The 25,647-nt window shown below is 70.9% G+C and carries 25 protein-coding genes; 11 read left to right on the top strand and 14 right to left on the bottom strand.

Annotated elements, in window-relative coordinates:
* Positions 1-36: 36 nt before the first annotated feature.
* On the bottom strand, positions 37-609 hold the full coding sequence (locus tag ACK1X7_RS09110) for a TetR/AcrR family transcriptional regulator (RefSeq protein ID WP_385141768.1): 573 nt from the start codon (positions 607-609) through the stop codon (positions 37-39).
* A gap of 39 nt (positions 610-648) precedes the next feature.
* Between ACK1X7_RS09110 and ACK1X7_RS09105 the strand changes: the two genes are divergently transcribed.
* The 3 genes from ACK1X7_RS09105 to ACK1X7_RS09095 all read left to right on the top strand — a co-directional run bounded on the left by ACK1X7_RS09105 (position 649) and on the right by ACK1X7_RS09095 (position 3,943).
* Positions 649-1,479 (top strand): oxidoreductase, encoded by an 831-nt coding sequence (locus ACK1X7_RS09105; RefSeq protein ID WP_385141765.1) that lies wholly within the window; start codon positions 649-651, stop codon positions 1,477-1,479.
* A gap of 133 nt (positions 1,480-1,612) precedes the next feature.
* Positions 1,613-2,371, top strand: coding sequence for a hypothetical protein (locus ACK1X7_RS09100; protein ID WP_385141762.1), 759 nt, complete (start codon positions 1,613-1,615; stop codon positions 2,369-2,371).
* A 9-nt stretch (positions 2,372-2,380) separates the two neighbouring features.
* Positions 2,381-3,943: a hypothetical protein gene (locus tag ACK1X7_RS09095; protein ID WP_413114923.1), complete on the top strand. Its 1,563-nt coding sequence runs from the start codon at positions 2,381-2,383 to the stop codon at positions 3,941-3,943.
* Positions 3,944-3,966: 23 nt separating this feature from the next.
* Here the strand turns inward: ACK1X7_RS09095 and ACK1X7_RS09090 are convergent, their stop codons facing one another.
* On the bottom strand, positions 3,967-4,758 hold the full coding sequence (locus ACK1X7_RS09090; RefSeq protein ID WP_413114922.1) for an AraC family transcriptional regulator: 792 nt from the start codon (positions 4,756-4,758) through the stop codon (positions 3,967-3,969).
* A gap of 102 nt (positions 4,759-4,860) precedes the next feature.
* On the opposite strand from ACK1X7_RS09090, the gene ACK1X7_RS09085 reads away from it, so the two are divergent.
* Positions 4,861-5,673 carry a sulfite exporter TauE/SafE family protein gene (locus tag ACK1X7_RS09085; RefSeq protein WP_413114921.1) on the top strand — a complete coding sequence of 271 codons (813 nt, stop codon included), beginning with the start codon at positions 4,861-4,863 and terminating at the stop codon, positions 5,671-5,673.
* 56 nt (positions 5,674-5,729) lie between these two features.
* Here the strand turns inward: ACK1X7_RS09085 and ACK1X7_RS09080 are convergent, their stop codons facing one another.
* Entirely contained in the window at positions 5,730-6,308 is a 579-nt protein-coding gene (locus ACK1X7_RS09080; protein WP_413114920.1) for a TetR/AcrR family transcriptional regulator, read from the bottom strand.
* 80 nt (positions 6,309-6,388) lie between these two features.
* Between ACK1X7_RS09080 and ACK1X7_RS09075 the strand changes: the two genes are divergently transcribed.
* Positions 6,389-7,162 carry an oxidoreductase gene (locus tag ACK1X7_RS09075; protein ID WP_385141747.1) on the top strand — a complete coding sequence of 258 codons (774 nt, stop codon included), beginning with the start codon at positions 6,389-6,391 and terminating at the stop codon, positions 7,160-7,162.
* Positions 7,163-7,306: 144 nt separating this feature from the next.
* Here ACK1X7_RS09075 and ACK1X7_RS09070 read toward each other — a convergent pair whose 3' ends face one another.
* Complete coding sequence (locus ACK1X7_RS09070) at positions 7,307-8,872, bottom strand: alpha/beta hydrolase (protein ID WP_385153194.1); 1,566 nt, start codon at positions 8,870-8,872, stop codon at positions 7,307-7,309.
* 191 nt (positions 8,873-9,063) lie between these two features.
* Positions 9,064-9,987: a LysR family transcriptional regulator gene (locus tag ACK1X7_RS09065; protein ID WP_385153197.1), complete on the bottom strand. Its 924-nt coding sequence runs from the start codon at positions 9,985-9,987 to the stop codon at positions 9,064-9,066.
* 133 nt (positions 9,988-10,120) lie between these two features.
* Between ACK1X7_RS09065 and ACK1X7_RS09060 the strand changes: the two genes are divergently transcribed.
* The 3 genes from ACK1X7_RS09060 to ACK1X7_RS09050 all read left to right on the top strand — a co-directional run bounded on the left by ACK1X7_RS09060 (position 10,121) and on the right by ACK1X7_RS09050 (position 13,540).
* Positions 10,121-11,617, top strand: coding sequence for a PucR family transcriptional regulator (locus tag ACK1X7_RS09060; RefSeq protein ID WP_413114919.1), 1,497 nt, complete (start codon positions 10,121-10,123; stop codon positions 11,615-11,617).
* A 117-nt stretch (positions 11,618-11,734) separates the two neighbouring features.
* On the top strand, positions 11,735-12,226 hold the full coding sequence (locus ACK1X7_RS09055; protein ID WP_390792550.1) for a flavin reductase family protein: 492 nt from the start codon (positions 11,735-11,737) through the stop codon (positions 12,224-12,226).
* A gap of 90 nt (positions 12,227-12,316) precedes the next feature.
* Positions 12,317-13,540, top strand: a complete 1,224-nt coding sequence (locus ACK1X7_RS09050; RefSeq protein ID WP_413114918.1) for an acyl-CoA dehydrogenase family protein — start codon at positions 12,317-12,319, stop codon at positions 13,538-13,540.
* Positions 13,541-13,655: 115 nt separating this feature from the next.
* Here the strand turns inward: ACK1X7_RS09050 and ACK1X7_RS09045 are convergent, their stop codons facing one another.
* From ACK1X7_RS09045 to ACK1X7_RS09025, 5 genes are all read right to left on the bottom strand, one after another.
* A complete protein-coding gene (locus tag ACK1X7_RS09045; RefSeq protein ID WP_413114917.1) occupies positions 13,656-14,894 on the bottom strand; it encodes a DUF3500 domain-containing protein in 1,239 nt (412 codons plus the stop codon).
* 35 nt (positions 14,895-14,929) lie between these two features.
* Positions 14,930-15,400, bottom strand: a complete 471-nt coding sequence (locus ACK1X7_RS09040) for a nuclear transport factor 2 family protein (RefSeq protein ID WP_390792553.1) — start codon at positions 15,398-15,400, stop codon at positions 14,930-14,932.
* A complete protein-coding gene (locus tag ACK1X7_RS09035; RefSeq protein WP_413114916.1) occupies positions 15,397-16,149 on the bottom strand; it encodes an HpcH/HpaI aldolase family protein in 753 nt (250 codons plus the stop codon). The genes ACK1X7_RS09040 and ACK1X7_RS09035 overlap by 4 nt, the downstream gene beginning before the upstream one ends.
* Positions 16,146-17,015: a hypothetical protein gene (locus tag ACK1X7_RS09030; protein ID WP_385153218.1), complete on the bottom strand. Its 870-nt coding sequence runs from the start codon at positions 17,013-17,015 to the stop codon at positions 16,146-16,148. The genes ACK1X7_RS09035 and ACK1X7_RS09030 overlap by 4 nt, the downstream gene beginning before the upstream one ends.
* 167 nt (positions 17,016-17,182) lie before the next feature.
* Positions 17,183-17,656, bottom strand: a complete 474-nt coding sequence (locus ACK1X7_RS09025; RefSeq protein WP_385153221.1) for a MarR family winged helix-turn-helix transcriptional regulator — start codon at positions 17,654-17,656, stop codon at positions 17,183-17,185.
* A gap of 142 nt (positions 17,657-17,798) precedes the next feature.
* Here ACK1X7_RS09025 and ACK1X7_RS09020 point away from each other — a divergent pair, with 142 nt between their 5' ends.
* Positions 17,799-18,731, top strand: coding sequence for an NADP-dependent oxidoreductase (locus ACK1X7_RS09020; protein ID WP_390792556.1), 933 nt, complete (start codon positions 17,799-17,801; stop codon positions 18,729-18,731).
* Between the two features lie 91 nt (positions 18,732-18,822).
* Here the strand turns inward: ACK1X7_RS09020 and ACK1X7_RS09015 are convergent, their stop codons facing one another.
* Positions 18,823-19,575, bottom strand: a complete 753-nt coding sequence (locus ACK1X7_RS09015; RefSeq protein ID WP_390792557.1) for a dienelactone hydrolase family protein — start codon at positions 19,573-19,575, stop codon at positions 18,823-18,825.
* Positions 19,576-19,822: 247 nt separating this feature from the next.
* A complete protein-coding gene (locus tag ACK1X7_RS09010; protein WP_390792558.1) occupies positions 19,823-20,437 on the bottom strand; it encodes a dihydrofolate reductase family protein in 615 nt (204 codons plus the stop codon).
* A 164-nt stretch (positions 20,438-20,601) separates the two neighbouring features.
* On the opposite strand from ACK1X7_RS09010, the gene ACK1X7_RS09005 reads away from it, so the two are divergent.
* Positions 20,602-21,723, top strand: a complete 1,122-nt coding sequence (locus ACK1X7_RS09005; RefSeq protein WP_385153233.1) for an ABC transporter substrate-binding protein — start codon at positions 20,602-20,604, stop codon at positions 21,721-21,723.
* 107 nt (positions 21,724-21,830) lie between these two features.
* Complete coding sequence (locus ACK1X7_RS09000; protein WP_385153236.1) at positions 21,831-22,946, top strand: AI-2E family transporter; 1,116 nt, start codon at positions 21,831-21,833, stop codon at positions 22,944-22,946.
* 92 nt (positions 22,947-23,038) lie between these two features.
* On the opposite strand, the gene ACK1X7_RS08995 is transcribed toward ACK1X7_RS09000, so the two are convergent.
* Entirely contained in the window at positions 23,039-24,679 is a 1,641-nt protein-coding gene (locus tag ACK1X7_RS08995) for a thiamine pyrophosphate-binding protein (RefSeq protein WP_413114915.1), read from the bottom strand.
* Entirely contained in the window at positions 24,676-25,461 is a 786-nt protein-coding gene (locus ACK1X7_RS08990; RefSeq protein WP_385152571.1) for a cyclase family protein, read from the bottom strand. The genes ACK1X7_RS08995 and ACK1X7_RS08990 overlap by 4 nt, the downstream gene beginning before the upstream one ends.
* Positions 25,462-25,647: the final 186 nt, after the last annotated feature.

Raw genomic sequence — 25,647 nt, 5'->3', positions numbered from 1 at the left:
CTCGTTCTCGTTCTCGTTCTCGCCCTCGTTCTGGTTCTAGGACGCGGTCTCGGGTGCGATCAGTGAGCGGGCCACCGCGAGCGCCGCCGCGTGGCGTTCCGCTTGACGGCCGCCCAGTTCGCGGCCGCGTGCCGCGGCCATGACCACAGCGGACAGGGCCAGCCGTCCGCGCATCATGCCCTCGGGCCCTTCGCCGGTGGCCAGTGCGCGGATCAGGTCGCCCAGCCGCCGCTGGAGTGTGCGCGCGGCGGCCAGGCCCCGCAGGGCGTGCTCATTGACCTGGGCACACACCAGCGAGGCACCGTGCTCGCCGCGGACCAGGGCGTCGAACTCCTCGACGGCTCGGATGCGGGTCGCGGCGGACGGCGGGTGGGCGCGTGCGGACTCGATGACGGCGTCGAGTGCCGGGAGCAGTTCCTCGTAGGAACTGGTGAGCAGCTCCTCCTTGTTCGCGAAGTGGTGCAGGACGGCCTGTCTGGTGACCCCCGCCTGCTTGGCGACCTGAGTCAACGAGGTCAGCTCGTAGCCCTGCTCGGTGAACATCTTCAGCGCGATGGCCCGCACGCGCCGACGGGTGTCGGTACGCCTTCGATCGGCTTGCTCCGGCATATTCAACTGCCTTACTTGTAAGTCAGATATTCTGAACGCATGAATGGCACAGAGAGCAACATACCCGCTGGTGGGAGCGGAATCGACGCCTCCTCGCCGATCCTCGACGAAGGGCTTACGGGGCGGCGCGCGCTGGTCACGGGCGGGAGCCGCGGGCTCGGCGCGGCGATCGTGCGGCGACTCGCCGCGGCGGGCGCGACGGTGTTCGCGGCGGCCAGATCGGTGCCGCCCGAGGGTTCGCTGCCGGCGCGGTTCTTCACCGCGGACCTCGCGGACCCCGACGGGGCACGGCAGTTGGCGGAGCGGGTGCGCGAGGCGGCCGGCGGGGTGGACATCCTCGTCGACAACGCCGGCGCCGGCAGCGCCCCGGAGGACACGCTGACCCGGCCGCCGGCGACCTGGCAGTCGGACCTGGAGAGCAATCTGCTGTCCGCGGTCCGGCTGGACCAGGAACTGGTCCCGGACATGGTGGAGCGCGGCTCGGGGGTCGTGGTGCATGTCTCGTCCATCGCGAGCCATCTGCCGCAGCCGGGCCAGGCCGCCTACGCGGCGGCCAAGGCCGCGCTGAACAGCTACAGCCGATCGCTCGCGGCCGAGGTCGGCCCGGCCGGGGTGCGGGTGGTGTGCGTCCTGCCGGGCTTCATCGCCACCCCGGGGGCGATCGCGCACCATCAGAAGATCGCCGACAGCCAGGGGGTTTCCCTGGAGGAGGCGCAGCGCGGCCTCGCGGCGCGGTTGAACGTGCCGATGAACCGCCCCGGAACCCCTGAGGACGCCGCCGAGTTGGTCGCGTTCCTGGTGTCGGAGCGGGCGCGCTGGCTCACCGGATCGCAGTTCCGTGTCGACGGAGGCATCCTCGCCCAGGTGTAGTCCGACCGGTGCCACAGCGGCTCCGCGCCCAGGGGGCGCTCAAGGATATTTCCACTATATGTGTCCTTGTCCGGTGGTTCACTGGGCTCAGGCGTGCCCGCGGGGGCACGGGGCCGAGGGGGGACCACCGGATATGGCCACGCCCATCGTCACCGCACTGGCGGTGTATGAAGCCGGCAAGAAGGCGTACGAGGCATGCCAGGGCATCGTCGCCTTCGTCAGCCTCGGCAGTCACACCCCCACTCCCGAAGAGCAGATCCTGGCCCGGCTGGAGGTGCTGCACCAGGATTTCGTCGCCCTCCAGGGGCGGTTCGACGAGGTGCTCGAGGCCGTGAAACAGGCGGTCAGAGTCGAGCAGCAGGCGTATGTCCTCAATCTGCGGCGCGATCTGGAGGGGCTGCGCGGGCGGGCCCGCACGGCCACGGACGAGCTGAGCGCCTGGGTCGCCGACGGGCGTAAGGACCCCCTGCTGCGGTCCAACGCGGACAACAACTCACGGCTGGCGGCGAATACGCTGCTGGAGGGCGACTCCTACTTCTACCGCCCGGATCCCAATGCGCCGGAAAGCGTCTTCGACCACCGGCTGGCGTATATCGCCTACGTCTATGTGCTGACGGTCCGCTTCGGTGTGATCGCCGGGCTCAATCCGCAGTACCGCGAGGACCGGCTGGCCCGCGAGGAGCTGACCCGGCACGCGGCGCGGCTGGACTGGGTGTTCCAACACGCCGACCAGGCCATCGAGCCGCATACCGGCGGCGGTCCCGACAACCGCGGCAGCTACTTCCTGGCCCACCAGTGCGTGGACCACATCACCGGCTACGACACGGGGCACACCGAAGTCGGCTGGCGTCCGGGAGGCCAGGCCGAATACGACGACGCCCGCGCCTACTAAGCCGATCAGTTGCGCGCCGATATGCGGGTCAGGACGGGGCTGGCCAAACTCATGGGCCTCCACGACACCGTGGCGTACTGGGCCAAGGACCCACGCACACCCGGATGGTCCCCCTGGACCCCGGTGGAGGTGCCGGACGGCATCGTGTCCCTGGCCGCGGCGTCGGACCGGCCGGGGCACACCGTGCTGGTGTGGCGGGACCCGGACAAGGGACAGCTCCGCACCACGTCCTACGACGCCACCTCGGCCGCACCGGCCTGGAAGCCATCGGCGGCCATCAGCGCGGAGAACCTGGTGCGGAAGGAACCCACGCCGCGCGCCGTGTCATCGGGGCCGGGCCTGATCACCGTGGTGATGCGGGGCAAGGAGGGCGGCATCTACGCCACACGCACCGACCCCACCCGGCCGACCGGATGGCTGGACGCCCCGGTCAAGGTGAGCGGCGACACCACCGATGTCTCGTTCGGCGAGGCCGCCGCCGCACCGGGCTCGGTCGTCGTGATGTGGCAGGACAATGGCACCGGCACACTGATGGCCGCGTTCCAGAACGCCAAGGGGGCATGGGGGCCACCGCAGGCGGCGACCCCGGCAGGCGCCATTTCGCTGAACTCGGACCTCGCGGTGGCCTGTCCGGCGCCCGGGGTGGTGCTGGCCGTGTGGACCATGAACAACCGCACACTGCACAGCGTCACCTACGATTCCCACGCGCCCGGCCCCGCGTGGAGCGCACCCGCCCAGATCGCCGAATTCCCCGGGAAGGACTTCGCGTCGTCCATCCACGCCATGGGCACCGGCGACGGAAAGGCCGATGTGGTCTGGCAGGGCACCTTCGGGGCCATGTGGAACCTCCACTACGACGGCGGCTGGAGCGCCCCGGCCGAGATCACCCCACAGCACCTCACCAAATGGGGCTATCCCTACACGATCGTCCCCGCCGTGTCCGGGGACCGGCGGCTCAACTGGTTCTGGCAGGGCCGGGACAGCCGCGTGCAGACCATCTACCGGGATCCCCAGCAGCCCCAGTGGTCGGCGCCGCAGCGGCTCGGACAGCCCTGGTGGTCGTACGCCGAACTGGCCGCGGTGCCGTCGTCGGCCGGGAGCGTATCGCTCTACCGGGTCGACTTCGGCAGCGAGATCGGCGAGGTGCCAAGGCTCCAGACATGCTTCTACGACACGGCCACGCCGACGGCGTCGGCCCGCATCGCGGACGCCCGAGCGCTGGTGGCGCGGGCCCAGACCCTCTGGAACCTGCCCGGCCCGGCGCGCGAGGAGGCCAACGCGCGGGCGGCCGACGCGATCGCGGTGGCCCGCGAGGCTGTGGCCCTGGACTCCGGCTTCCGCGCGACACTCGCGCAGTGGCTGGTGTTTCCGACGATCCCGTACCTGCGGCAGTCCGGCGGGAGGGACCAGGCGCTCGCGCGGGCGCGGGAAGCCGTGGACATCTTCACCGCGCTCAACGCCACCGATCCCGCGGCGTATGGGCCGAAGCTGGCGGCGAAGAAGCTCGTCGCCGATATCCAGGCCGAAACGCAGTCCGCCGATGTCCAGTCCGCAGATGCCCAGCCCGGCTGAGGCGTCCGGGGGCGCGCCGGGCGTCAGCTCCGGTCGCGGCTGCCCGTGGCGTGGGGGCTCCGGTACGCCGTCGGCGGTTGGCCGAGGAGCTTCTTGAACGCGGCCGTGAAGGCGGCGGGGTTGTCGTAGCCGAGCTGGGCCGCGATGCGGGTGACGGGCATGCCCGCGGTGAGGTGCTGAAGGGAGTGCAGGACGCAGGCGCGTTGCCGCCATTGCGAGAAGCTCAGGCCGGTGCCGCGCTGGAACAGGCGGGCCAGGGTGCGTTCGCTGATGCTGAGGGCAGCGCACCAACGGGCGGGCGGATCATGGATATCCGGCTTCCGCAGGAACGCCTCGCACAGGCCGCGCAGCCGCGGATCGGAGGGCAGCGGCACATCGAGCGGCAGCGGGGTGAGGTTCTTGAGCTCGTCGAGGATGAGGGCCGCCACCGCCGCGTCGCGGCTGTGCTCCGGGTAGCGCGGCTCCATCTCCACGGCCTCCAGGATCAGCGCCCGCAGCAGCATGGAGACATCGACGGCCTGACAGCGGGCCGGGAACCACGGCACGGCCGCGGGCTCGATGTAGAGGCTGCGGGTGCTGACACCCGTCATCGTGACCTGATGCCCGGTCGCGGGCGGGATCAGCACGGCGCGGGCGGTGGGTATCGTCCAGCTTCCGTCCGCCGTCTCGACCCGCATCACACCGGTGGCCGCGTACAGCACCTGGGCACGGCGGTGCTCATGCCAGACGAGCAGATGGCCCTGGGGGTAGTCGGTGCCGATGGCCAGCACGGCACGATCGAGGTCGTCCACCTCCGCGACCCGGATGTTGCGCATACCGCGAGGCTACGCGGGACCGCGCGCCCCTGTCTGCTGCGCGTAGGAATATGGCAATCCGTCGATTGCCCGCCACGCCTGGTGGTCCCTAGCGTTGGACCAGTGCTGACCTCGTTCTCCACTCTCCTCCTCCTCGGATGCCTGACCGGCATCACGACGGTGCTCTTCGGCTTCGGCGGCGGTTTCATCACGGTCCCCGTCGTCTACGGCGTTCTGACCGTGACGGCGTCGCCGGGAAGGGACGCGGACGCCATGCACATCGCCGTGGCGACCTCGGCGGCGGTCATGGTCGTCAATGCCGCCGCGGCGGCGCTGGCCCAGTGGCGGCAGGGCCGACTGCGCGGCGCGTACGTCTGGCCGCTGGCGGCGTTCATCGCGGTCGGCGCCGTCGTCGGATCCTTCGCGGCCACCTTGATCGGCGGCACGGCGCTGCGCCTGCTGTTCGCCGCCTACCTGCTGGTGACCATCGCCGACAGCCTGCTGCGGAAGGGCTTCCTCTCCGTGGCGCATCAGACGCGTCCGGAACCCCTGGGGCGGCGCACCACCACCCTCGGCGGCATCGGTATCGGCCTGGTGGCCGCGGGCCTGGGGGTGGGCGGCAGCGTCATGACGGTTCCGCTGCTGCGCCGCAGGGGTCTCCCCATGGCCGAGGCGACCGCCATGGCCAACCCCCTCAGCGTCCCCGTCGCCCTGGCCGGAACCCTCGTCTACGCGCTAGCCCCCGCCACATCCGCGGGCCCGGGACAGCTCGGCTACGTCGATCTCACCGCGGGCGCGGCGCTGCTCATCGGATCACTGCCCACCATCGCCGTGGCGCGGCGCGTCACCGGCCGGGTCCCGGACCGGATCCACTCCGTCGCCTACATCGTCCTGCTCCTGATCGTGCTGGTCGTGATGGTGTGGATGGGAGTCTGACGCGTCTGACGCGCCGGTCTTCCGGACAGACCTCGTCGGTGCGAAAGCGCGGCGGCTCAGCCCGCGTTCTGCGCGCCGAAACGCAGGCCGTCGAAGAGGATCGCCGTGATCTGCACGGCTTCGTCCTGCCAGCCCTCCGTGGTGTGCATTCCGCAAATGCTCCCCAGCGCGCGCAGCAGTGTGCGTCCGCTGACGCCGCCACGGATGGTGCCGGCCGCTGTACCCGCTTCGAGCAACTGATGGAGGGCCTGTGCCATCCGCGTGCGGGCGTCATCGAAGATCGGTGAGTCCGTCGCCATGATGCTCTCCAGCGCGACGGCCATTCCCTTGCCCACGGCCGCGTGCTCCACGAGCAGCAGCAGGAAGTGGCGCAGGGCCTCGTCCGGGGCGTGAAGGGCAAGGAGTTCCGCGGGGGCCGCGCACAACTCGTCGACCTCCTGGCGGTAGACCTCCTCGACGAGGGCTTCGCGTGTCTCGAAGTGGCGGTAGAGCGTCCCGACCGCCACTCCGGCCCGCCGGGCGATCTCTTCCACGTGAGCGTCGGCCTCGCCGGTGAGGAACGCCTCCCGCGCCGTGGCCAGGAGCGCCTCGCGGTTGCGGCGCGCATCGGCGCGCATCGGACGTGACGACGGCAACGGTGCCTCCATAAGGTGAGTCGGGTTCCGTTTATGTATAGTTTCCGGAGTCCGGTTCACTTTACTGGAGGGGTACTCCCATGACAGTTCCGGAAGAGGGGCTCAGCGGCCTTCGTGTGCTGGTCACCGGCGCCAGCCGTGGTCTGGGCGAGGCGACCGCCCGTCGATTCGCCGCCGCGGGCGCGAGGGTGCTGACCGCCTCGCGCAGCGCTCCTCCGGAGGATCTGCCGGCCACCTTCATCCCCGCGGACCTCGCGACGGAGCAAGGAGCGGCGGAGCTCGGCCGACGGGTCATCGACAGCGTGGGCGGGGTGGATGTCCTGGTCAACAACGCGGCCGCCGCGAGCGCTCCGATGCCGACCCTGAAGCGGTCCGACGCGTCGTGGCGTGCGGACCTCGAGATGAACCTGCTCAGTGCCGTCCGGCTCGACCGGGCCCTGGTCCCGGGGATGGTTGAGCGGGGTTCCGGCGTCGTCGTGCACGTTTCGTCGATCGCGAGCCGACTGCCGCAGCGCGCCGAAGCGTCCTACGCGGCGGCCAAGGCGGCGCTCAACGCCTACAGCCGCGAGCTGGCGACCGAAGTGGGAGAGCACGGCGTGCGGGTGGTGTGTGTCCTGCCGGGTTTCGTGGCCACCGAGGGCGCCGTCCAGCACCTCCAGCGCATCGCCGACCGGCAGGGCGTTGGCCTGGCGGAGGTACAGCGGCAGATCGTGGATCACCTCAACGTGCCGATGGGCCGGCCCGGCGATCCCGAGGACGTGGCGGAGATGATCGCCTTCCTCGCGTCCGGCCGCGCGAAGTGGCTCACGGGCGCCCAGTTCCGGGTGGACGGCGGCATCATCCCCGTGGCGTAGGCCCAGGGCCGGGCCGTCTCCGGGCGGCCCGAGCCGCGCCCGGCCAGTCGCCCTCGTCCACGCCGGATCCCCCGACCGGCTGTTCGGGCAGCGGCCCGAACAGCCGGTCAGGGGTGTTATCGGCCACGCCGATGTGTCGTGCCCTCAGCGCGTGTCGTTCCCCGGGTCCTTGTCACAGACCGTGTTCCGCGCGGGCAGTTCGCCGGTTCGCAGGTAGTCGTTGACCTGGCGGTAGACGCATCGGTTCGGGTAGACGGTGTAGACGCCGTGCACCTGTGCCCGCAGGGTGATCATCCGGGAGTTCGGCATCTTCCGGTGGAGCCCCTGCCCGTTGCCATAACTGGTGCGCGGGTCGCCGGTGGCCTGGACAATCAGGCCCGGTGCGTCGTTGCCGCCGGTCACGGGCGGCTCCAGTGGTGTGTTGGGCCAGAGCGCACACGGGTGTACGCCGTTGAAGAGCGGTCCGTACAGCGGCATCGTCGCCCGGCTGCGTTCGACGTTGCGCCGGTACCAGGACAGGTCCCGTGGTGCGGCGCGGTCCCCGCACAGCAGGGCGAGCTGGAGGGAGTTCTGGATGTCCGACACGTCGTCCGGGGGGCCGAGCGTGGCGCGCAGCTCCTCGGTCGGCTCGACGGTGCGGCCCCGGGCGGCGTCATGGAGCACCCGGATGTTCTTCGCCGCGCGGGCGAACTCCCGGTCGTCGGCCATCACGTCCGCCAGTACGGCCGGCACCTGCTGGCCGTCCGCGGTGTACGGGCCCACTCGCAGGGGTGTGCGGGCCGCCTGCCGAGCAATCCCCTCGACGGTCGCCCGGACCTTCGCCGGAGTGTCGCCGAACCCGTAGACGGTGTGGCGGCGGGCGGCCCACGCCGCCCAGGTGTCGAGGAACGCCTCGTTCGCCGCGGTCGCGTCGCGGAACGCCCGGACGTTCCACCGGGCCGGGTCGATCGCGCTGTCCAGCAGCAGCCGGTCGGTACGGCCGGGGAACATCGCCGCGTAGACCGCACCGAGGTAGGTGCCGTACGAGATCCCGAAGTACGAGGTCTTCCGCTCTCCCAGCACCGCCCGGAGCACATCCATGTCCCGGGCGGTGTTGCGGGTGGTGAAGTGCCGCAGATACGACATACGTTTCCCATACACGTGCCGGCAGCTCTTCACCAGGTCCGCTTCGTGCCGGGTCTGGGCCCGGAACCCGGCGTCGTCGTATCCGGCCGAGCGCAGCCAGTGGCCGGAGGTGCCGCAGCGCAGCGGGCTGCTGCGGCCCACGCCGCGCGGGTCCATGCCGATCAGGTCGTAGCGGGCGGCCAGTTGCCTGCCCATGGCGGGCGCGTCGTACAGCGGCATGTCGAGGGTGTTCCCGCCGGGGCCACCGGAGTTGTGCATCATCACCCCGATGCGGTGCGCGGTGTCGGTGGCCTTGATGCGGGAGAAGCCGATGGTCAGGGTGGCCCCCTGAGGGTTCCGATAGTCCAGCGGCACGCGGATGGTGGCGCAGCGGGCACCGGCCGCGTCCAGCTCCTTGTGATCGCATGCCGTCCAGTGGGGGCGCTGTTCGACGAAGGTGCGAAGCGAGCCGGGCCCATCCGCCTCGGTCGTCGCGTGGTTCACGCTCCGTGCGGCGGTGGTCTGGGCGAGGGCGGGGCTCCCGGTGAAGGCCAGCGCCGCGGCCAGCGTGGTGATGGCGGCGGTGCGCATGATGCGTGGGTTCATGAGGGAGAGCCGCCCTTCGTGGCGGCGTTCCTGAGTGTCCGGTGAGGCTTCGTCATGCCTCAGCACAATCCCGTTTCCCGGACGGTCCCCACAATCCGGCCCGCCCCCGGGAGGCCCCGGGGGATAGCCCCCCGGGGGGAGTGCGCCGGGCCCGGCGACCAGGAACCCCGTTGCAGGGGGCGCCGGGCGGGTCAGATGAGCTTGTCGTCGATGTCGAGCGAGCCGACGATCGACCGCAAGCTCGCGATGAGCGCCGTAATGGAACCGTCGCGGGCCTCGGCGCGGCTGATCGCGCAGATCCGGACACTGTCGGAGGCATCGGCGACCGGCCGGAACACAACAGTGGGCAGGGGATTGGAGAACGCGATCGGCCCGGGGTGGAGACCTACGTGTCCGCGCGTGGCCACATGCACGGCAAGCTCGTCGTAACGCCCCACCTCCTCGATCTGGGTACGGGGGATACCGGCCCGGATGATGTCCGCCTGTAGCCGGCTCTCCAGGTAGGGGTTGTCGGCGAGCGGGGTGATCAGGATCCGGCGGGTGCGGAGGTCGGTGAGTGCCACCTCGCGGCGGCTCGCCAGCGGGTCCGCCGCCTGCACCATGGCGACCAGCGGGAACTCGCCGAGCACGGCACTGGCGATCCCGCGTTGCTCGGGGACCGACCAGCACAGGCCCACGTCCACCTCGCCGTTCGCCACGGCGGCCAGTTGCTCGGGGGTGTGCATGGGCACCGGACGCCACCGGCCCCGGGCCTCGTCGTCGGCGGTGGCGCTGCCCGGCCAGGCGTCGACCAGTCCTGGCAGGATGAGCTGTCCCAGCTCCGGAGTGTGGGCGACGACGAGGTCACGATGGCGCGCCGAGCGCAGGCGGGCGGTGCGATGGGCCTGGTGCAACGCCTCGATGGGCCCCCGGATCGCGGCGGCGAACTCGGCGCCGAAAGGGGTCAGTTGCACCCGTCGACTCGTACGCTCGACGAGCCGGCCGCCGAGGCTGCGTTCCAGACCGGCGACGGCCTCGCTGACACTGGGCGGGGCCAGTCGCAGACGGTCGGCGGCGCGCCGGAAGTGGAGTTCGTCCGCGACGGCGAGGAAGCACTCCATCTGACGCAGGTTCACTGCCGTCCTCCCGTCACTCCATGTGTGCGAAACCCCATAGTGTTTGCACCACGACGAACAGCCATAGTGACATCCGATCACCGCGACCGGGATCGAGGACCCGTCGCGGCGTGCGTAGCCCGAGGGAGACAGCGTGACCGAGACCGGTGGGCGGCGGCCGGGGCGGGCCTGGATCGCGCGGCTGGGCCCGCGGGGCGCGGTCGAGCTGGACCGGGCGGCAAGCCCGCGCGCGGTCGTCGAGGACGCCGTCGCGCGTGTCGGCGCGGACCCCGTGCGCTGGGCGATCGAGCTGAACTCCCTGGTCGTACGGCGGATCGTCGGCGAGGTGCCGAGCCTCGGCGGTAGCCCGGCCGCGGTCGAGCTGCTCCGCCGTGGCAATGAAGCGACCACCCTGCGGGCACTGTTCACTCTGGTGGAAGGCCCGGCAGCGGCCCCGCCCACCGATGAGGCGCTCCTGGAGGGCATCCACGAGTTCGTCCACCGGGCCGTACCGCTCGAGCGGGTGTTGCACGGCGTCCGGATCGGACACGCGGCAACGACCGAGGCGTTTCTGCGGGCCTGTGCCGAGCTGGTCGACCCGGAGATGGCGGTCGATGAGGTCACGGCGGTCTCCCGCGAGCTGTTCTCCTACGTCGATGACCTCTCCGACACCATGATCCGCGCCTACCTCGTGGAGCACGAGGCGTGGAGCACCAGCGCGGCCGCGGCTCGGGCCGACATCGTGCGTTCCCTGCTGAGTGATGCCACGGCCACGGCCACGGATGTCGGCGAGGCGTCGCGTGTCCTCGGCTACGACCTGCGGCGCACCCACGAGGCGGTGGTGGTGTGGTCGGACACGCCGAACGGCAACTCCACGCTTCAGGCGGCGGCCACCGAGGCGCTCCGGGCCCGGGGCGCCACCACGACGCTGGTCGTCCCCGTGGCCTCAAGGCGGTTGTGGGCGTGGGGCACGGTGTCTCGGGACGGCTCGGTGCCTTCGGGCGGCTCGGTGCCTTCGGGCGGCACACGCCGGACCGGTTCGTGGGAGACCATCGCGGAGGCCCTGTCCCGGCAGCGGACGCAGGCGGCCTTCGGGACCCCGGGCGGCGGCGTCGAGGGCTTCCGCCGCTCCCACCGCGAGGCCGAGCGCGGGGAGCGGATCGAGCGACTGCGACGCGAGGCCGGGCGGGTGCCGAGGCATGCGACCGTCTACGCCGACGTGGCCGCCATCGCACTGTTGGCCACCGATCTCGACGCGGCCGGTGACTTCGTACGACGCGAACTCGGCGGGCTCGCCACCCGCACCGCGTCGATGGAGGCGCTGCGGACCACGCTGTACCACTACATCGGCGCCGAGCGCAGCCTCGCGGATGTCGCCCGACGTCTGCACGTGGCCAGGGGGACGGTGACCTACCGCGTGAAGCGGGCCCAGGAGGTGCTGGGACACGGCCTCGACGAGCGCCGCTTCGCCCTCCACACGGCGCTGGCACTCGCCGAGGAACTGGGGGACGCGGTCCTCCAGCCCAGCAGCCCGGTGCGGCAGACCAACAGCCCGGTGCGGCAGCCCAACAGCCCGGTGCGGCAGACCAGCAGCCCGGTGCGGCAGCCCAACAAACCGGTGCCGCAGCCCAACAGGCGCCCCGAATCCTGAGCCGACAGACCAAGCGCCCGTCCCGGGAGCCGGAGTTCACTGTGTGAGGTCGGACGCGGGGACACACCACACCACGCATCCCGACAGACGAACCCATACACCTGCGGGAGGCGCACGATGATCAACCGAGAGACCTTCGTCGAGCTGATGAGCGGGGTGTGCTCACCGGTCACCGTGGTGACGGCGACGACCGCCGACGGACGACCGCACGGCACCACCGTGTCGAGCCTTGCCTCGCTCTCGCTCGACCCTCCGCTGGTGAGCTTCGCCCTGGACCGCTCCTCGCGGCTGCTGCCCCACCTCCAGCCGGGGGACAGGGTGGGAGTGAACATCCTCGGCGCCCACCAGCGGGAGTTGGCGTCGGCATTCGCCCGCCGGAGCGGATCGGGCTCGAAGTTCGACGGCGTCACCTGGACCCTCCGCGCCGGGCTGCCCTACCTGCCCGAATCCGCGGGCTGGACGGCGGGACACGTCGAACGCCACGTGGACGGCGGTGACCACATCCTGCTCGTCGTCGGCGTCGAGGAGGCCGAGCCGAGCCCTGCGGCCCCGCTGACCTACGCACGCCGGGTCTTCGGCACCCACACCCCTCTCGCCGTCGCGAGCTGAGCCGTACGGCCCGTACGACCGCTACGGCCCGACCGACCGCTACGGACCGACCGACCGCTACGGCCCTACCCCCTGATCCCCGACACCGAAATGACGACGATGACCATCACCCTGGACGTTCCCCGCACCACCGACACCGCACGCGCCCTGCGGTCCGAGCTCGTCGAGCGCGCCGCCACCCTGCGACCGCTGATCACCGCCAATGCCCATCAGACCGACCGCGAGCGCATGGTTCCCGCCGAGAACATCGAGGCCCTGGCCGAGGCGGGCCTGCTCTCGCTGATGCGACCCGCCCGTTACGGCGGTTTGCAGACCGACTACCGCACCCTGCTGGAGGTCGGCCGCGAGGTCGGACGGGCCTGTGGCTCCACCGCCTGGCTGACCTCACTGCTCAACGCCAGCGCCTGGTTCGTCGGGCTCTTCCCGGCCCGGGCCCAGGACGACGTATGGGCCAACACCCCCGATGCCCGGGTCGCAGGCGTCGTGACCCCCTCGGGCACCGCGCGCGTGGTCGAGGGCGGCTACCGGGTGAGCGGGCGCTGGGCCCCGGCCTCCGGGTGCGCCCACGCCGACTGGGCGGTCCTCGGGGTCACCCGGCCGGATGCCGAGGGCACGTCGGACGCCGTCGGCATCGTGCTGGCGCCGATGTCGGAGCTGACCATCGAGGACACCTGGTTCGTGGCGGGCATGCGCGGAACCGCCTCGAACACGCTCGTCGGCGAGGACCTCTTCGTACCCGCACACCGCTTCCACTCCGTCCCCGACGCCGTCGAGGGCCGCTATGCCACACCCTTCACCGACGAGGCGCTCTACCGGGCACCGTTCGTGCCGACCGCCGCGCTCGTCTTGACCGGGCCCCAGCTCGGGCTGGCCGCGGCCGCTGTCGACCTCCTGCTGGAGAAGGCCCCGGGGCGAGCGCTGACCCTGACAAGCTACGCCTCCCAGGCCCAGGCACCCACCATCCAACTCGCCGCCGCGAAGGCGGCGTCGCTCGCCGACTCCGCCCAACTGCACGCCTACCGCGCCGCCGCCGACATCGACGAGGCCGCGCGGGCCGGGGTGTTCCCCGATTACGATGCCCGGGCGCGGATGCGGATGGACGCGGGAATGGCGGTGGTCCACGCGCGTGAGGCGGTCCGCATCGTGTGCTCGGCCCAGGGTGCTTCGAGCTTCGGCGAGTCCAACCCGTTGCAACGGATCTGGCGGGACATCGAGACCGGGAGCCGGCACGCCGTCCTCAACCCCGAAGTGGCCGCCGAGATCTACGGGAAGTCGCTGTTCGGCATCCGGGGCACGGTTTCCGCGATGATGTAGGACGGCGCCGCCACCGCGCGTCGACTGCTCGAAGCCGGTAAACCGCGGCACGCAAGTAGCGGCCCCGCCCCGCCCCGCCCGGCCCCGCCCACGGCCATGGGCGGACTCGGCGAGGTCAACCGGCTCCGTGACCTCCGTGGTGCAGCCGGTAGTGCTGGGCGAGGAGGTCACGTCCGTAGTCGTTGCCGTTGGGCGCCCGCACGATGGTGTGGACGTGGTAGCGGGCGGGCTCGGGATTGGTGAGGAAGACACCGGGATGGTTGTCGTACTCGACCAGGAGCACGGGGGAGTGGATCCGGTAGTAGAAGGCGCACTCGTCGTCGTGGCCGCCGCGCCAGGCGAAGCGCGTCTCGTCGAAGTGTTCACGGACGAGCGCCAGGGTGCGCTCGGCCTGTGGCGGCGGGAGGCGGTTGAGATACACCCGGATCAGCTCCACCAGACCGTCACGCTGGTCGGCCGGCAGGCTCGCCGCGACGACCCCTTCGGGAGGCAGGACGAGGTTGTCGCTGCCCGCGCCGGCGAGATGCCGTCCGTTCCACGGGCCGGCGAGCTCGGGCGGCAGGTCCTCCGCGCGCAGCGACGGGCCCATCAGGAACTCCTCCTCCCGGTTGGGGTCCAGAGTGCGGCGGAACGCCAGGGCGACCTCGGTCTCATCGCCCAGGGCCCGGACCCCCTCGAATCGCCCCGTCCCGGTCGTCGGCTCGGCACCGAGGAACACCGGGGCGAGAATCACCTGCCCGCCGACGAAGACGCAGTGCACATCCACGTGATGGCCCATGAGCTGCCACCCCCAGGGGGAGTCGCCCGAGGGGGTCCCGAAGACGGTGAACCAGTAGGCGAACTCCGTGAGGGTGTCCCGGTAGTCGTCGATGAGCTCGCCCAGGTTCTCGTTGAGCGCCATCACGGCTCGCACCTGGGCGTAACCGGCAGGGCTGAGACTGGCCTCGATGACGGCGAGCGCGCGGTCGCGGTCGCGGTCGGCGAGCCGTTCCAGGCGCATGCCCTTCGGGTGCCACGTCGGGATCGCGTTCGTCCACAGGCGCCACTCCGGGGCGTCCATGGGCAGGGCGGCGACCACCCGCTGGTGGGGCGCCAGCCCGTCGAGGTAGGCCCGGGCCGCCGCGGTGGCGGCTTTCGGGGATGTCCCCGCGTCATTCAGCCGGTAGAGACCCGGTCGCGGGGTGCCGTCCTCGGTGATGCCGACGAAGGGCTCGCGGTGCCGGCGTAGACCGGCGGTCAGCTCGAAGGCCGCCTCCGGGGGAAGCAGATCGTCGAAGAGGTGGGAGTCGACGATGGGCAGAGCGCCCCGGGTGGTCGGCAGGGGGAAATCTTCCGGATGTCGCTGATCGGACATCGGTCTCCTTACTCGGTGGGAACGGCGAGGAGGTCTTATTCGGTGGGGACGGCGAGGACGTCGCCCGGCATGAGGAAGCGGTTCTCGATCCGCCGGGAGGCGATGAGCCAGCGGTGAGCCTCGCCATCCGCTTCGCCCGCCACTTCGCCGACCCGCACGAAGCGGTCGTACACGTCGGCGACCAGCACCGGCACGGTCGTCGGTACGGGTGGCGTTCCGTCCTGTGCGTAGAGCACCAGGGCGGATATGGCCTCGACACGCTCGCTCTCGTGGCGCAGGACATGGAAGTTGGACATCAGATGACGCGACACCCGCGGTCCCCGTGCGGTGCGGTCGCGGTAGACGCCGCTGATCTCGTCGGTGCCGCGGAAGGTCCGGCGCGAGAACGTCAGCTCGGCGTCGGCGGTGAAGAAGCCGGCGGCCGCCGAGCCGTCGCCGTGATCGATCTCGTACCACAGCGCCGTCACCAGCATGGACAGTTCGGTGTGCAGGAGGGCGAGGCTCATCGGCGGGCTCCCGGCGCGGCGGTACGCGCACCGCGCACCAACGCGTGTGCGCCCTGGCGCAGCATCGTGGTGTCGGCCCCCAGGACGAGGAAGTCGTACCCGCGACGATCCAGCAGTTCCGACGCGTTGCCCGAGGCCGTGGTGCCCAGGGTGATGCGGTGGTCGGCACAGCGCCGTTCGGCCGCCGCGACGAGGTCGGCCATCCTGTCGTCGTTCTCCTCGAACTGGCCGGAGACCGCGAGATCGGTCGGGCCGATGAAGACCGCGTCGACACCGGAGACCGCACCGATCTCGGCGATCGACGAGAGCGCTCCGGCGCTCTCGGCCTGGACCACGAGGCGGACCTCGTCATTGCCGGTCCGCAGATAGTCACCGAGGGTCTCGAGCCCCCACCGGCCGGCTCGTCCGGAGGTGCTGGCCCCGCGCCGTCCGAGCGGAGGGAACCGTGTCGCTCGTACGGCCTCCCGCGCCCGGGCGGCGTCATCGACCTGCGGGACGAACAGACCGGCCGCGCCCGCGTCGAGCGGGACCTGGACATCGCGTGGCGCGGTACCGGCGACCCGGACGAAGGACACGAGCCCGCAGCCACGGGCCAGCCCGATCATGGTCGATATCATGCGGGTGTCGATCGCGCCGTGCTCGGCGTCGATCACGACGAAGTCGAACCCGGCGAGTGCGAGCAGTTCGACGCTCTCCGGTGCGGGGAGTTTGACCCAGGCGCCGAGTTGGGGGAACGCATCGCCCGTCACGGCCGGACCCTCCGGATCCCCCGGTATTCACCGGCGTTGAGCACCCAGCCCTTCGCGAGGAAGTCCTCGCGCGGTGGTGCGAAGACGTCGATGAGCGTGTGCGGGCCCGCGCCCACGGCGCGGGTGGTGTGCACGACGGTCGGCGGGATCAGTGTCATCGAGGGACTGCCGACCTGGACGTGCTCATCGTCGCGCCACTCACTCATCCGGGGGGTCCACGGGACCCGGAGGTGATGGGCGTAGTTCCCGACGAGGGTCACCGACATCTGCTCGAAGTCCTCGTGGGAATGGGGCGAGAGCCGTTCGGTGTCACGTGGCCCCTCGTGCACCGGAAACCAGTTCACCATCAGCGACGCGGTCCGGAAGATCCGGCCGAGCCGTCCCTCCTCGGCGGGGATGTCCCGCAGACGATGTATCCGGATCCCCTCGCCGCCGGTCTCGGTGGGCTCCGGCAGCGGTGCGGCTCGCGGGTCGGCCCCGGCCGCGTGGTTGACGGCCCGTCTCATCTGCTCCTCGCAGCGGGCGGTGAACACCCGCGCCACCGTGGTCGACGCCGCCGCGTGCACCGTGCTCGTCCCGGCCGGTACGACGACGAGCGCGGGCTCGGGCACGGACACCGTGGCCCGGCCCATGGCCCGGCCGTCGTGCTCCACGGCCACCACCGCGTCGTCCTGGACGAGCAGCATGTACTCGTCGGGCAGGTGGTGCTCGGTGAGGCGGTCACCCGCTGCGAGTTCGGTGATCGCTACGACGAAGTTGCGGCCGCACACCGACCATGTACGGCTGCCACCGGCGGAGATCAGGTCCGGAGCACGCTCGGAGATCTCGTCGACGAGGGAAGTTGCCTTGATTGCGGCGATGGCCATCGGACCTCTCCTGGGGAACGGCTTGGATGCCATCAGCTTCCTGTCGGCTCGGCGGCGGAACAATCGCGAGTTTCCGAGCGCACCGATCGGCCGAGCCGAACCATCCATCGCACGACGGCATCAGAACGGCAGCGTCAGAACGACAGCGGCAGGGCTCCGGACGAGGCTCACCCTCCTTCGAGTTCTTGGCGCACGGTGGCGGCGATTCGGGTGAGTGCGGCGCTGAGGTGGCGGCGTTGAGCGGCGCTGAGCGGATCGAAGACGAGCCGCTTCACCTGCGCGACGTGTTCCGGCGCGCTCGCGACGACCTTCTGCCGGCCGGTGTCGGTCAGTGTGGCGAGGGTGTATCGGCCGTCGGTGGGGTCGGGTCGGCGGGCGACCCAGTCGCGGGCTTCGAAGCGGTCCATCACCTTCGACAGGCGGGGCTGCGTGCTGTCGCAGTCCCGGGCCAGGTCGCTGAGTCGCATCGTGGCCTCGTCGGTCATGGACAGCCGGGCCAGAACGCCGTACTCGAAGTTGGAGATGCCCGCATCTCGTTGTAGCTGACGGTCGAGGGCCGCCGGGAGTGCGATGACGACGGTGAGCAGGGCCTGCCACAGCTCTTGCTGGTCGTCGTCGAGCCAGGGTGACGAAGTGTCCATGCCTCACATCCTACTTGCCTGGGCAACTCAGATGACTTGCCCAGGCAACTCAATCGGGGTTACGTTTGACTTGCCTGGGCAAGTCAAAGGGCGCTCTCTCTCGCCCAACACCGATACATCGACACACACAAAGGGAAGTGCCATGAAGGCAGTGCGCTACCACGGCTTCGGCAGCAGCGAGGTCCTGCGCTACGAGGAGGTCGAGCGTCCGGTCCCCGACACCGGGCAGGTGCTGGTGCGGGTGGCGGCCACGTCGTTCAACCCGGTCGACGACCACATCCGCGCCGGAGCCCTGAACGCGATGCTCCCCATCGCTCTCCCGCATGTGCCCGGGATCGACCTGGCGGGCACCGTCGCCGAACTCGGGCCGGAGGTGACAGGCGTGGCGGTCGGCGACCGGGTCGTGGCCATGCTGCCCCTCGACGCAGTGGGCGCGGCCGCCGAGTACGTGCTCGCCCCGGCCGAGGCCCTGGCCGCGGCGCCCCGGTCGATCGACCTGGCCGACGCCGCGGCGCTGCCCCTTACTGGCCTGTCGGCCTGGCAGGTGTTGTTCGAGCTCGCCGAACTGAAGCCCGGGCAGACCGTTCTGGTCAACGGCGCAGGGGGCGCGGTGGGCAGTCTCGCGGTGCAGCTCGCCGTCGACGCGGGAGCGCAGGTGACCGCATCGGCCAGTCCGCGGCACGCCGAGCGGCTTCAGGGCTACGGCGCCCGGGTCGTCGGCCGCCTCGATCTCGCCGCGGGCCCCGCCACGGTGGGTGGCCCCTTCGAGGTTCTGCTCAACCATGTGCGCGGCACCGAGGAAGAGGCCGCGCAACTGTCGCGCTACGTCGCCGACGGCGGCGTAGCGGCCAGCACGGCGGGCCCGATTCCGGAGGACCCCGCCCGCTCGGTACGCGCGGCCGGCCTGTGGGTCCGCGGCGACGCCGCCCAGTTGACCGAGCTGGTGGCCAGGGTCGATGACGGTCGGCTCCGCATCCACATCGCCGACCGCCGCCCGGTGGCCGAGTCGCGCGCCGTGCATGAGGACTCCGCCGCCGGGCGACTGCCCGGCAAGACGGTGCTGATCGCCCCCTGACCGTCCCCTGATCGCCGCCTGATCGCACACCGGCCGGGACGCCCGCCGTTCGCTCTCCGGCCGACCGGCCGGCGTTTCGGCTGCCGGAGCCTCAGCCGGCGGCCACGGTGCGATCCAGGAGAGAGAGCAGACGGTCCCAGTGGCGCTTCCGCCCGGCGGTGCTGAAAGCGTCGGTGTCCGACATGGTGAAGCCGTGGAGGGTGTCGGGGTAGATCTCGCAGGTGTGGCCGACACCCGCGGCATCCAGGGCCTGGTAGAGCTCACTGATGACCTCGGGCGACAAGTCGCCCTCGGCGAGGCCGAGATGGACTTCGGCGGTGAGCTTGGGCACGAGGCGGTGTGGGCTGTCGGGCGCGTCGGTGACCACGAAACCGGGATGGAATCCGGCGACGGCGGCCACCTGGTCCGGATGGGCCGCCGCGGTGCGCAGGGCCAAGAGGCTGCCGATGCAGTAGCCGGTCACGGCGACCGGTCCGGCGCTGACCTCGGGCTGGGCGGTGAGGAAGGTGAGGTAGGCATCGGCGTCGCGCAGGACACGTTCGGTGGTGATGTGTGCCTCGAGCAAGGGCATCAGTTGGCCGATGACCGCGGGCCGGGTCTCCTCATCGATGTGCTCGGGAAGTTCGATCACCGGTGCCGGGCCGTGCCGGTAGTAGAAGTTGGGGACGAGCACGTAGTACCCGTGTCCGGCCAGCTCGTGGGCCATCTCCTCCAGCACGGGCCGCACTCCGAAGGCGTCCGGGTACATCAGCACCCCCGGGTGCCGCCCGCCCCGGTCGGGGAAGGCGGCGAAGGCGTCGGCCTGGCCGTCGGGGGTGGGAATCAGCAGCGTCTTGGTGGGCATGAACTCTCCTGTCGTGGTTGATGTGCCGAAGCTGTGATCAACACGACGGAGGCGGAGCCCGCGCGGCGGCGCACGATCCTCGATCGAAGAGCGGGCCCGCACCGGCCCGTACGGCGCTCAGCGGAGCACCGGGTCACCAATCCGTGTGTGGCGCGATGCCGTCCCGGGATTCATGCGCACAACGTAGTCCACGGAACGAAGCCGGCGCCAGCGCCCCCAGTCCACAGTACGAACCCGGTCGGAGGCGTCAGAGGACGTCGTAGGTCAGGTGTGTCACCGTCGATGTCGAGATCACGCTGCGCTGCACCAGTGTGCGTGGCGCTCCGCCGGTGAACAGGGGGGTCCCGGCGCCCAGTACGACGGGCGCGAGGTGCAGGGTCAGCTCGTCGACCAGACCGGCGGCGAGCGCCGAGCGGATCGTGGCGCCGCCGCCCATGAGGACGGCGTCGAGGTCCTTGCCGCTGTCGGACGACGCCGCCTCGGCCCGTTCGCGCGCGGTGGCGATGGCGTCGGGCAGCCCGGTGGTGACGAACGTCCAGTCGAGGTCGGTGAGGCGCACCGACTCCGGCGGCGAGCTGGTCACGACGATGAACGCGGGCTTGCCGACCTCGCGGGCACCGTAGCCGGTCGTGTCGTCCCAGCCGTTCGGGCCGTCGACGATGTCGAAGAGCCGGCGGCCGAGGATGACGGCGCCCGAGCGGGCGGCGGCCTCGCGCAGGATCCGGCGGTCGTCGGGGGCCTCGGAGAACGCCCAGGTGTGCAGGGCCTCGCCGCCGGTGCCCAGACCGTTGTCCGGGCCGGGGTCGGGCCCGGTGACGAAGCCGTCGAGGGAGACCGAGATGTCAGCGATGATTCGAGTCATATCAGGGCAGACCCGATCGGCCACCCGAACTCATCGCTCGCGCGTGAAACCCTCTCTCTCGGGCCACTCTCGGCGCCGCTGAGGATCACTCTGAGATCCTGGCGACTGCAACCGCGATCGCGACCGCGACCGCAGCCGAATCGTCGCTCGGGAGACACCAGCACATGAATACGCCACCATCACCACCATCGCCGTCTGGAGCCGAGCGGACTGACGGGTCAGCCGTCCGGATCGGCGCTCTCGTTCCGCTGACTCGGCCCGGCTGGGTCGAGGCGGGCCAACACCTGCTCGCTGGAATGGAGTTGGCCGTTCGTGAGGTCAATGACGGTGGCGGGATCGCCGGAAGACCACTCGAGCTGGTGGTCCGGGACACCGCGGCTGATCCACAGAGGGCCGCGGCGGCCGTCGACGAATTGGCCGGCCTGGGCGTGGCAGCCGTGGCGGGGGAGTATCACAGCGTCGTCGCTCGCACCGCTGCCGCCAGGGCCGATGCCCTCGGTCTGCCGTTCCTCTGCTCGTCGGCGGTGCTCGACGCGCTCACCGAACAGCCGACGGAATGGGTCGCGCGCCTCGCCCCGGCGCAGTCCCACGGCTGGCAGATCTACGCGGACTTCCTTCTCGGTGCGGGCCACAGCCGCATCGCCGTGGCGACCCAGCCGAGTGTCTACTGGGCATCGGGGACCCGCATTCTGCGGGACCACCTCGCGCCACGCGGCGGCACCGTCATCGAACTCGATATGCGCGCGCTCACCCCCACGGCGGTGTGCGACGAACTCGTCGGCCAACGCGCGACGGCCCTCCTCCTTCTGGTCGGACACCCGGACCCGGCCGTGTCGATCGTCAAGGCTGTCCGCCGCGACCGGCGCCTCGCCGGGGTGATGATGGGTGCTCCGGCCGGGCAACCGGAGTTCGCCGAATGGGCGAGGTCGCTGGGCGACGACGGCGCGGCGATCCCGTTCTTGCGCTACCTGCCCGAGCGTCTCGGCCCACTCGGTGTACGAGTCGAGACGGCCCTGCGCGAGCGGCTGGCCGAGTCCCCCTCCTTCGTCGCCTTCGAGGGCTACGACACGGTCGCCGTCCTCGCCGAGGTGCTGCGTTCTCACGGTGTGGACCGGGCGCGCACGGCCGAAGCGTGGGCGCGCGTCGGGGTCGAGGGCACCCGCGGGCAGATCCAGTTCTCCCGTACGCCGGGCATCAACGTGTGGCAATGGGCTTGGGCGCCCGTCCAGGTGGTCGATCGGGATCCGGCGGACCCCGATCGCCTTCGGGTCCGCCACACCGGCTGAGCGGACACGGAGCCGAAGTCGCCTGCCGTACCGGCCAGTTGGTGGCCACTGCGGCGTGGGTTCGTGTCGAGTGGACAGCGGCAATGGCCATGGGGTACGGGTGGCCCATGCCTCCCACGTTGAGTTCAGCGAAAACCCGCGTCGCGCTCCGCCAATCGGCGCGTATCTCCCTTGATTTGCTTCTGGTCCTCCTCATGGCCACGGTGGTCCTTTGGGGCCTGGGCCAGATGTGGTCGGTGGTCTGGCCATTCGTCGTCGGCCTGCTCCTTACGACGCTGACCTGGCCCCTGGCCCGCTTTCTGCGTGGGCACGGGTGGCCGCCCGCGCTGGCCGCCTCGATCGTGACCGTGTTGTTCCTCCTGGTCATCACGGGCATCGTGGCGCTGATCGCGGTACCGGTGGCGTCCCAGTCCGGCGAACTGACCGACCGGGTGACCGAAGGCATCCAGCAGGTGCGTGAATGGGCCGCCGGGCCACCGCTGAACATCAGCGATGCCCAGATCACCAAGGCCACCGACACCGCGGCCGACCGGCTTCAGAGCAGCGCCGGCAGCTTGGTCAGCACCCTCGTCTCGGGGGTGAGCACCGTGATCGATGGTGTGGTCACCGCCGTCCTCGCGCTCTTCTTGATGTTCTTCTTCCTCAAGGACGGTCCGCGGTTCCTGCCGTGGCTCGCCCGCCAACTGCCCGGTCGGCTCGCCACCGACATCCCCGTGGTGGCCGCGCGCGGTTGGGACACTCTGGGTGCCTTCGTGCGTTCCCAGGCGTTGGTCGGCCTGCTGGACGCCGTTCTCATCGGACTCGGTCTGTGGGCTTTGGGAGTACCGCTGGTGCTGCCGCTGGCGGTCCTGACCTTCATCTGCGCGTTCGTGCCCATTGTGGGGGCCTTGTTCGCGGGTGCGGTCGCGGTGCTCATCGCGTTGGTGTCCAACGGCTCGACGGACGCGCTGATCGCGCTGGCGATCATCGTCGTGGTGCAGCAGTTGGAGGGCAATGTGTTCCAGCCCATGATCCAAAGCCGTGGGCTCGGTCTGCACGCGGCGGTCATCCTGCTGGCGGTGACGTTGGGCAGCAGCCTGGCCGGGATCGTGGGCAGTCTGCTCGCCGTACCGGTGGCCGCGCTGATCGCGGTGGTGTGGAACTACCTGCGCGAGCAGCTCAGTCACGCGCCGGAGGAGCTGGAGAGCACCGGGCAACACGCCGGTGGCGCTGTCGTGTCGTAACCCCTCGGTGTCGGCGCCGACGGTCGGCGCCGACACCGAAAGCACGGCGGGTGCGGTCGGGCAAGCCCTTCCGCTCTCGGGGCCCCGATGGCTCAGTGGCCGCGGAACGCCTCCTCAAGCCACCAGGCCCCGTGGTCGCCGACCACCTTGGCATCGATGAGGAGTGGCACGGATCGCGGTCCGGCGACCCAGTCCTCGACGGCCTCGAGGTCCGCGGGCGTGCGCACGGTCACCGCCTCGAAGCCGTACCCTCGCGCCACGGCGGCGATGTCTGTCGGCGGGAACTCGACCGTGTCGAGCGGATATCCGCCGGGCTTGAAGTGGTGCACCTCGGCCCCGTAGGCGTCGTCGTTGTAGACGACCACCACCATCGGCAGCCCGAGGCGGCGTACGGTGTCGAGTTCGGCGGCGCTCATCAGCGCGCCGCCGTCGCCGAGCGCGGCCACGGGCAGCCGGTCCGGCCGCGCCAGCGCCGCGCCGATGGCCGTCGCCAGGCCCAGGCCGATGGACTGGAACGCCTGGGTGAAGCACAGGCCGTTGTGGTCCGGCACGGACAGGTACATGGTCGGGTAGCCCATGAAGTTTCCGGAGTCCACGCCCAGCACCCGCTCGGCGGGGAGGATGTCGTCGAGCGCGATGCTCAGCGTCCTCGGGTCGATCCGGTCACGGCTGCTCTCGTCCTCGTACGGCACATCCCGCCACCGCACCCGTGCCGCGATGGCCGCGCCGATGTCGGCGGTGCGGTAACCCTCCCGTTGCCGTCCGGGTGTATCGAGCACCTGCCGCGCCATGAGTTCCACATCGCCGGTGACGCCGAGGTGCACCTCCCGGTGCGCACCGAGCGCCGAGGTGTCGTCGTCGACCTGTACGACGGTCGTGTCCGGGCCGATCAGCCGACCGTGCCGCGTCGTCCACATGTTCAGCGCGCAGCCCCAGCCCACGATCAGGTCCGCCCCCTGGATCAGCTCCGCCGTGAGGGGGGACGAGAAGCCGCCGGACACATCGAGCGACCACGGGTCGTCATGGAACAGTCCGCGGGCTACGGCCGACGTGGCCAGCAGCGCACCGTGGCGCTCGGCGAGCGCCACGAGGGCATCTCGGGCGCCGGGCGCGCGCGATCCCCGCCCGGCCACGAAGACCGGACGGCGTGACCGATCGAGCACCCGCGCCAACGCCGCCACGTCGTCCGGCACCGGCTCGACCGCGGTACGTTCGGGCGGCGGCGCGGCCAGGACCGGTGCGTCGTCGGGTGCGTCCAGGGCCTGTACGTCCAATGGGAGGTTGAGCAGTACGGTGCGCCGTTCGTGCAGGGCGCGTCGCATCGCGGTGCGTGCCTGCTCGACCGCGTCCTCCGCCGACGTCACACGCGCCGTGACCGCGCCCACGGCGTGCGCCAACGCCTCTTGGCCGACGGCGAAGTTGGACGTCGGCTCGGTGGCTTCGGCCGCCAGCACGAGGAGCGGCGTACGGCTCTTGGCCGCCTCGCCGATACCGGTGATGGCGTTCGTGAGGCCGCACCCCTGATGCACGGTCAGCGCGGCCACTTTCCCGCTCATCCGCGCGTACGCATCGGCCATCGTGGCCGCGCCACCCTCATGACGTGCGGCGACGAACCGGGAACCCGCCGCCACCATGGCATTGGTCAGATGGAAGTTTCCCGAGCCGACCACGCCGAATACATGGTCGACACCTGCCGCGGACAGCGCCCGGCCCACGGCCTCCGCGACCTTCATGAGCGCTCCACCAGCGCGAGCACCCGCGCGGGAGCCCCGGACCCGGTGACGATGGGCAACGGCCCCGCGAAGATGACGGCGCCGGTCGGTGGCAGCGCCGACAGGTTCCGCAACTGCGTAAGCCCGTACTTGTCACTGCCCATGAGATAGGAATGACACGGGAAGGCCGGGTCGAACGACGGCGCCTGCCCGGCGTCGGTGCCCACCGTTTCGACACCGAGGCCGATCACCGGCGACTCCTCCGCCACCCACCGGGCACACTCCGGTGACAGCCCAGGGGTGTGCGAGCCGCTCGCGTCGGCGTTGAGGAACGGCTCCCGCGCATGCGAACGGGCGTCCCAGCCGGTACGCACCAGCAGCCAGCCACCCTCGGGCAGCGGCCCGTTCTCGGCCTCCCACGCCTTCACATGCTCCACCTCGACGAGGAAGTCGGGGTCCGCCTCCGCCTCGGCGGAGAAGTCCAGCACGGCCGCCGGTGCGATCAGCCTGCGTACCGGAACCGACGCCACGTCGGCGAGGTCCTTCCCGGTGACCCAGTGGTTCGGCGCGTCGAAGTGGGTGCCCGTGTGCTCACCACTGCGGAAGTTGTTCCAGTACCAGGCCGGCCCCCGGTTGTCGTACCTGCTGATCTCCTCCAGTTCGAAGACCGCGGTCTGGCCGAACTCGGAGGGCAACTGGAGCACCGGTGTGGAGGACGACAGGGGCGAGGTGAGGTCGACGACTTCGATCGCACCACTTCGCAACCCGGATGTCAGGGCGGCGAGGACGGATTGGGGGGACATGACGGCCTCCTGCACATGAGGGCTGATCGTGTGCCGTTCGTCAATGCGTCATTGCGTCACCGCAGGTCGTAGGGGCCTGGCGGGGTCCGCAGGTGTGCAGGGACTCTACCCGAGTGATCATCACTGGCGTATCAGGTGACGCGGAACCGGCTCCCGATTCGTCATCTCGGCCGGAGACGAAGGTGG

This window comes from Streptomyces sp. CY-1, assembly GCF_047218265.1.
GTDB lineage: Bacteria > Actinomycetota > Actinomycetes > Streptomycetales > Streptomycetaceae > Streptomyces > Streptomyces niphimycinicus.
Note: the sequence above shows the minus strand (reverse complement) of the source record. Positions and strands in the feature narration are given on the sequence as shown.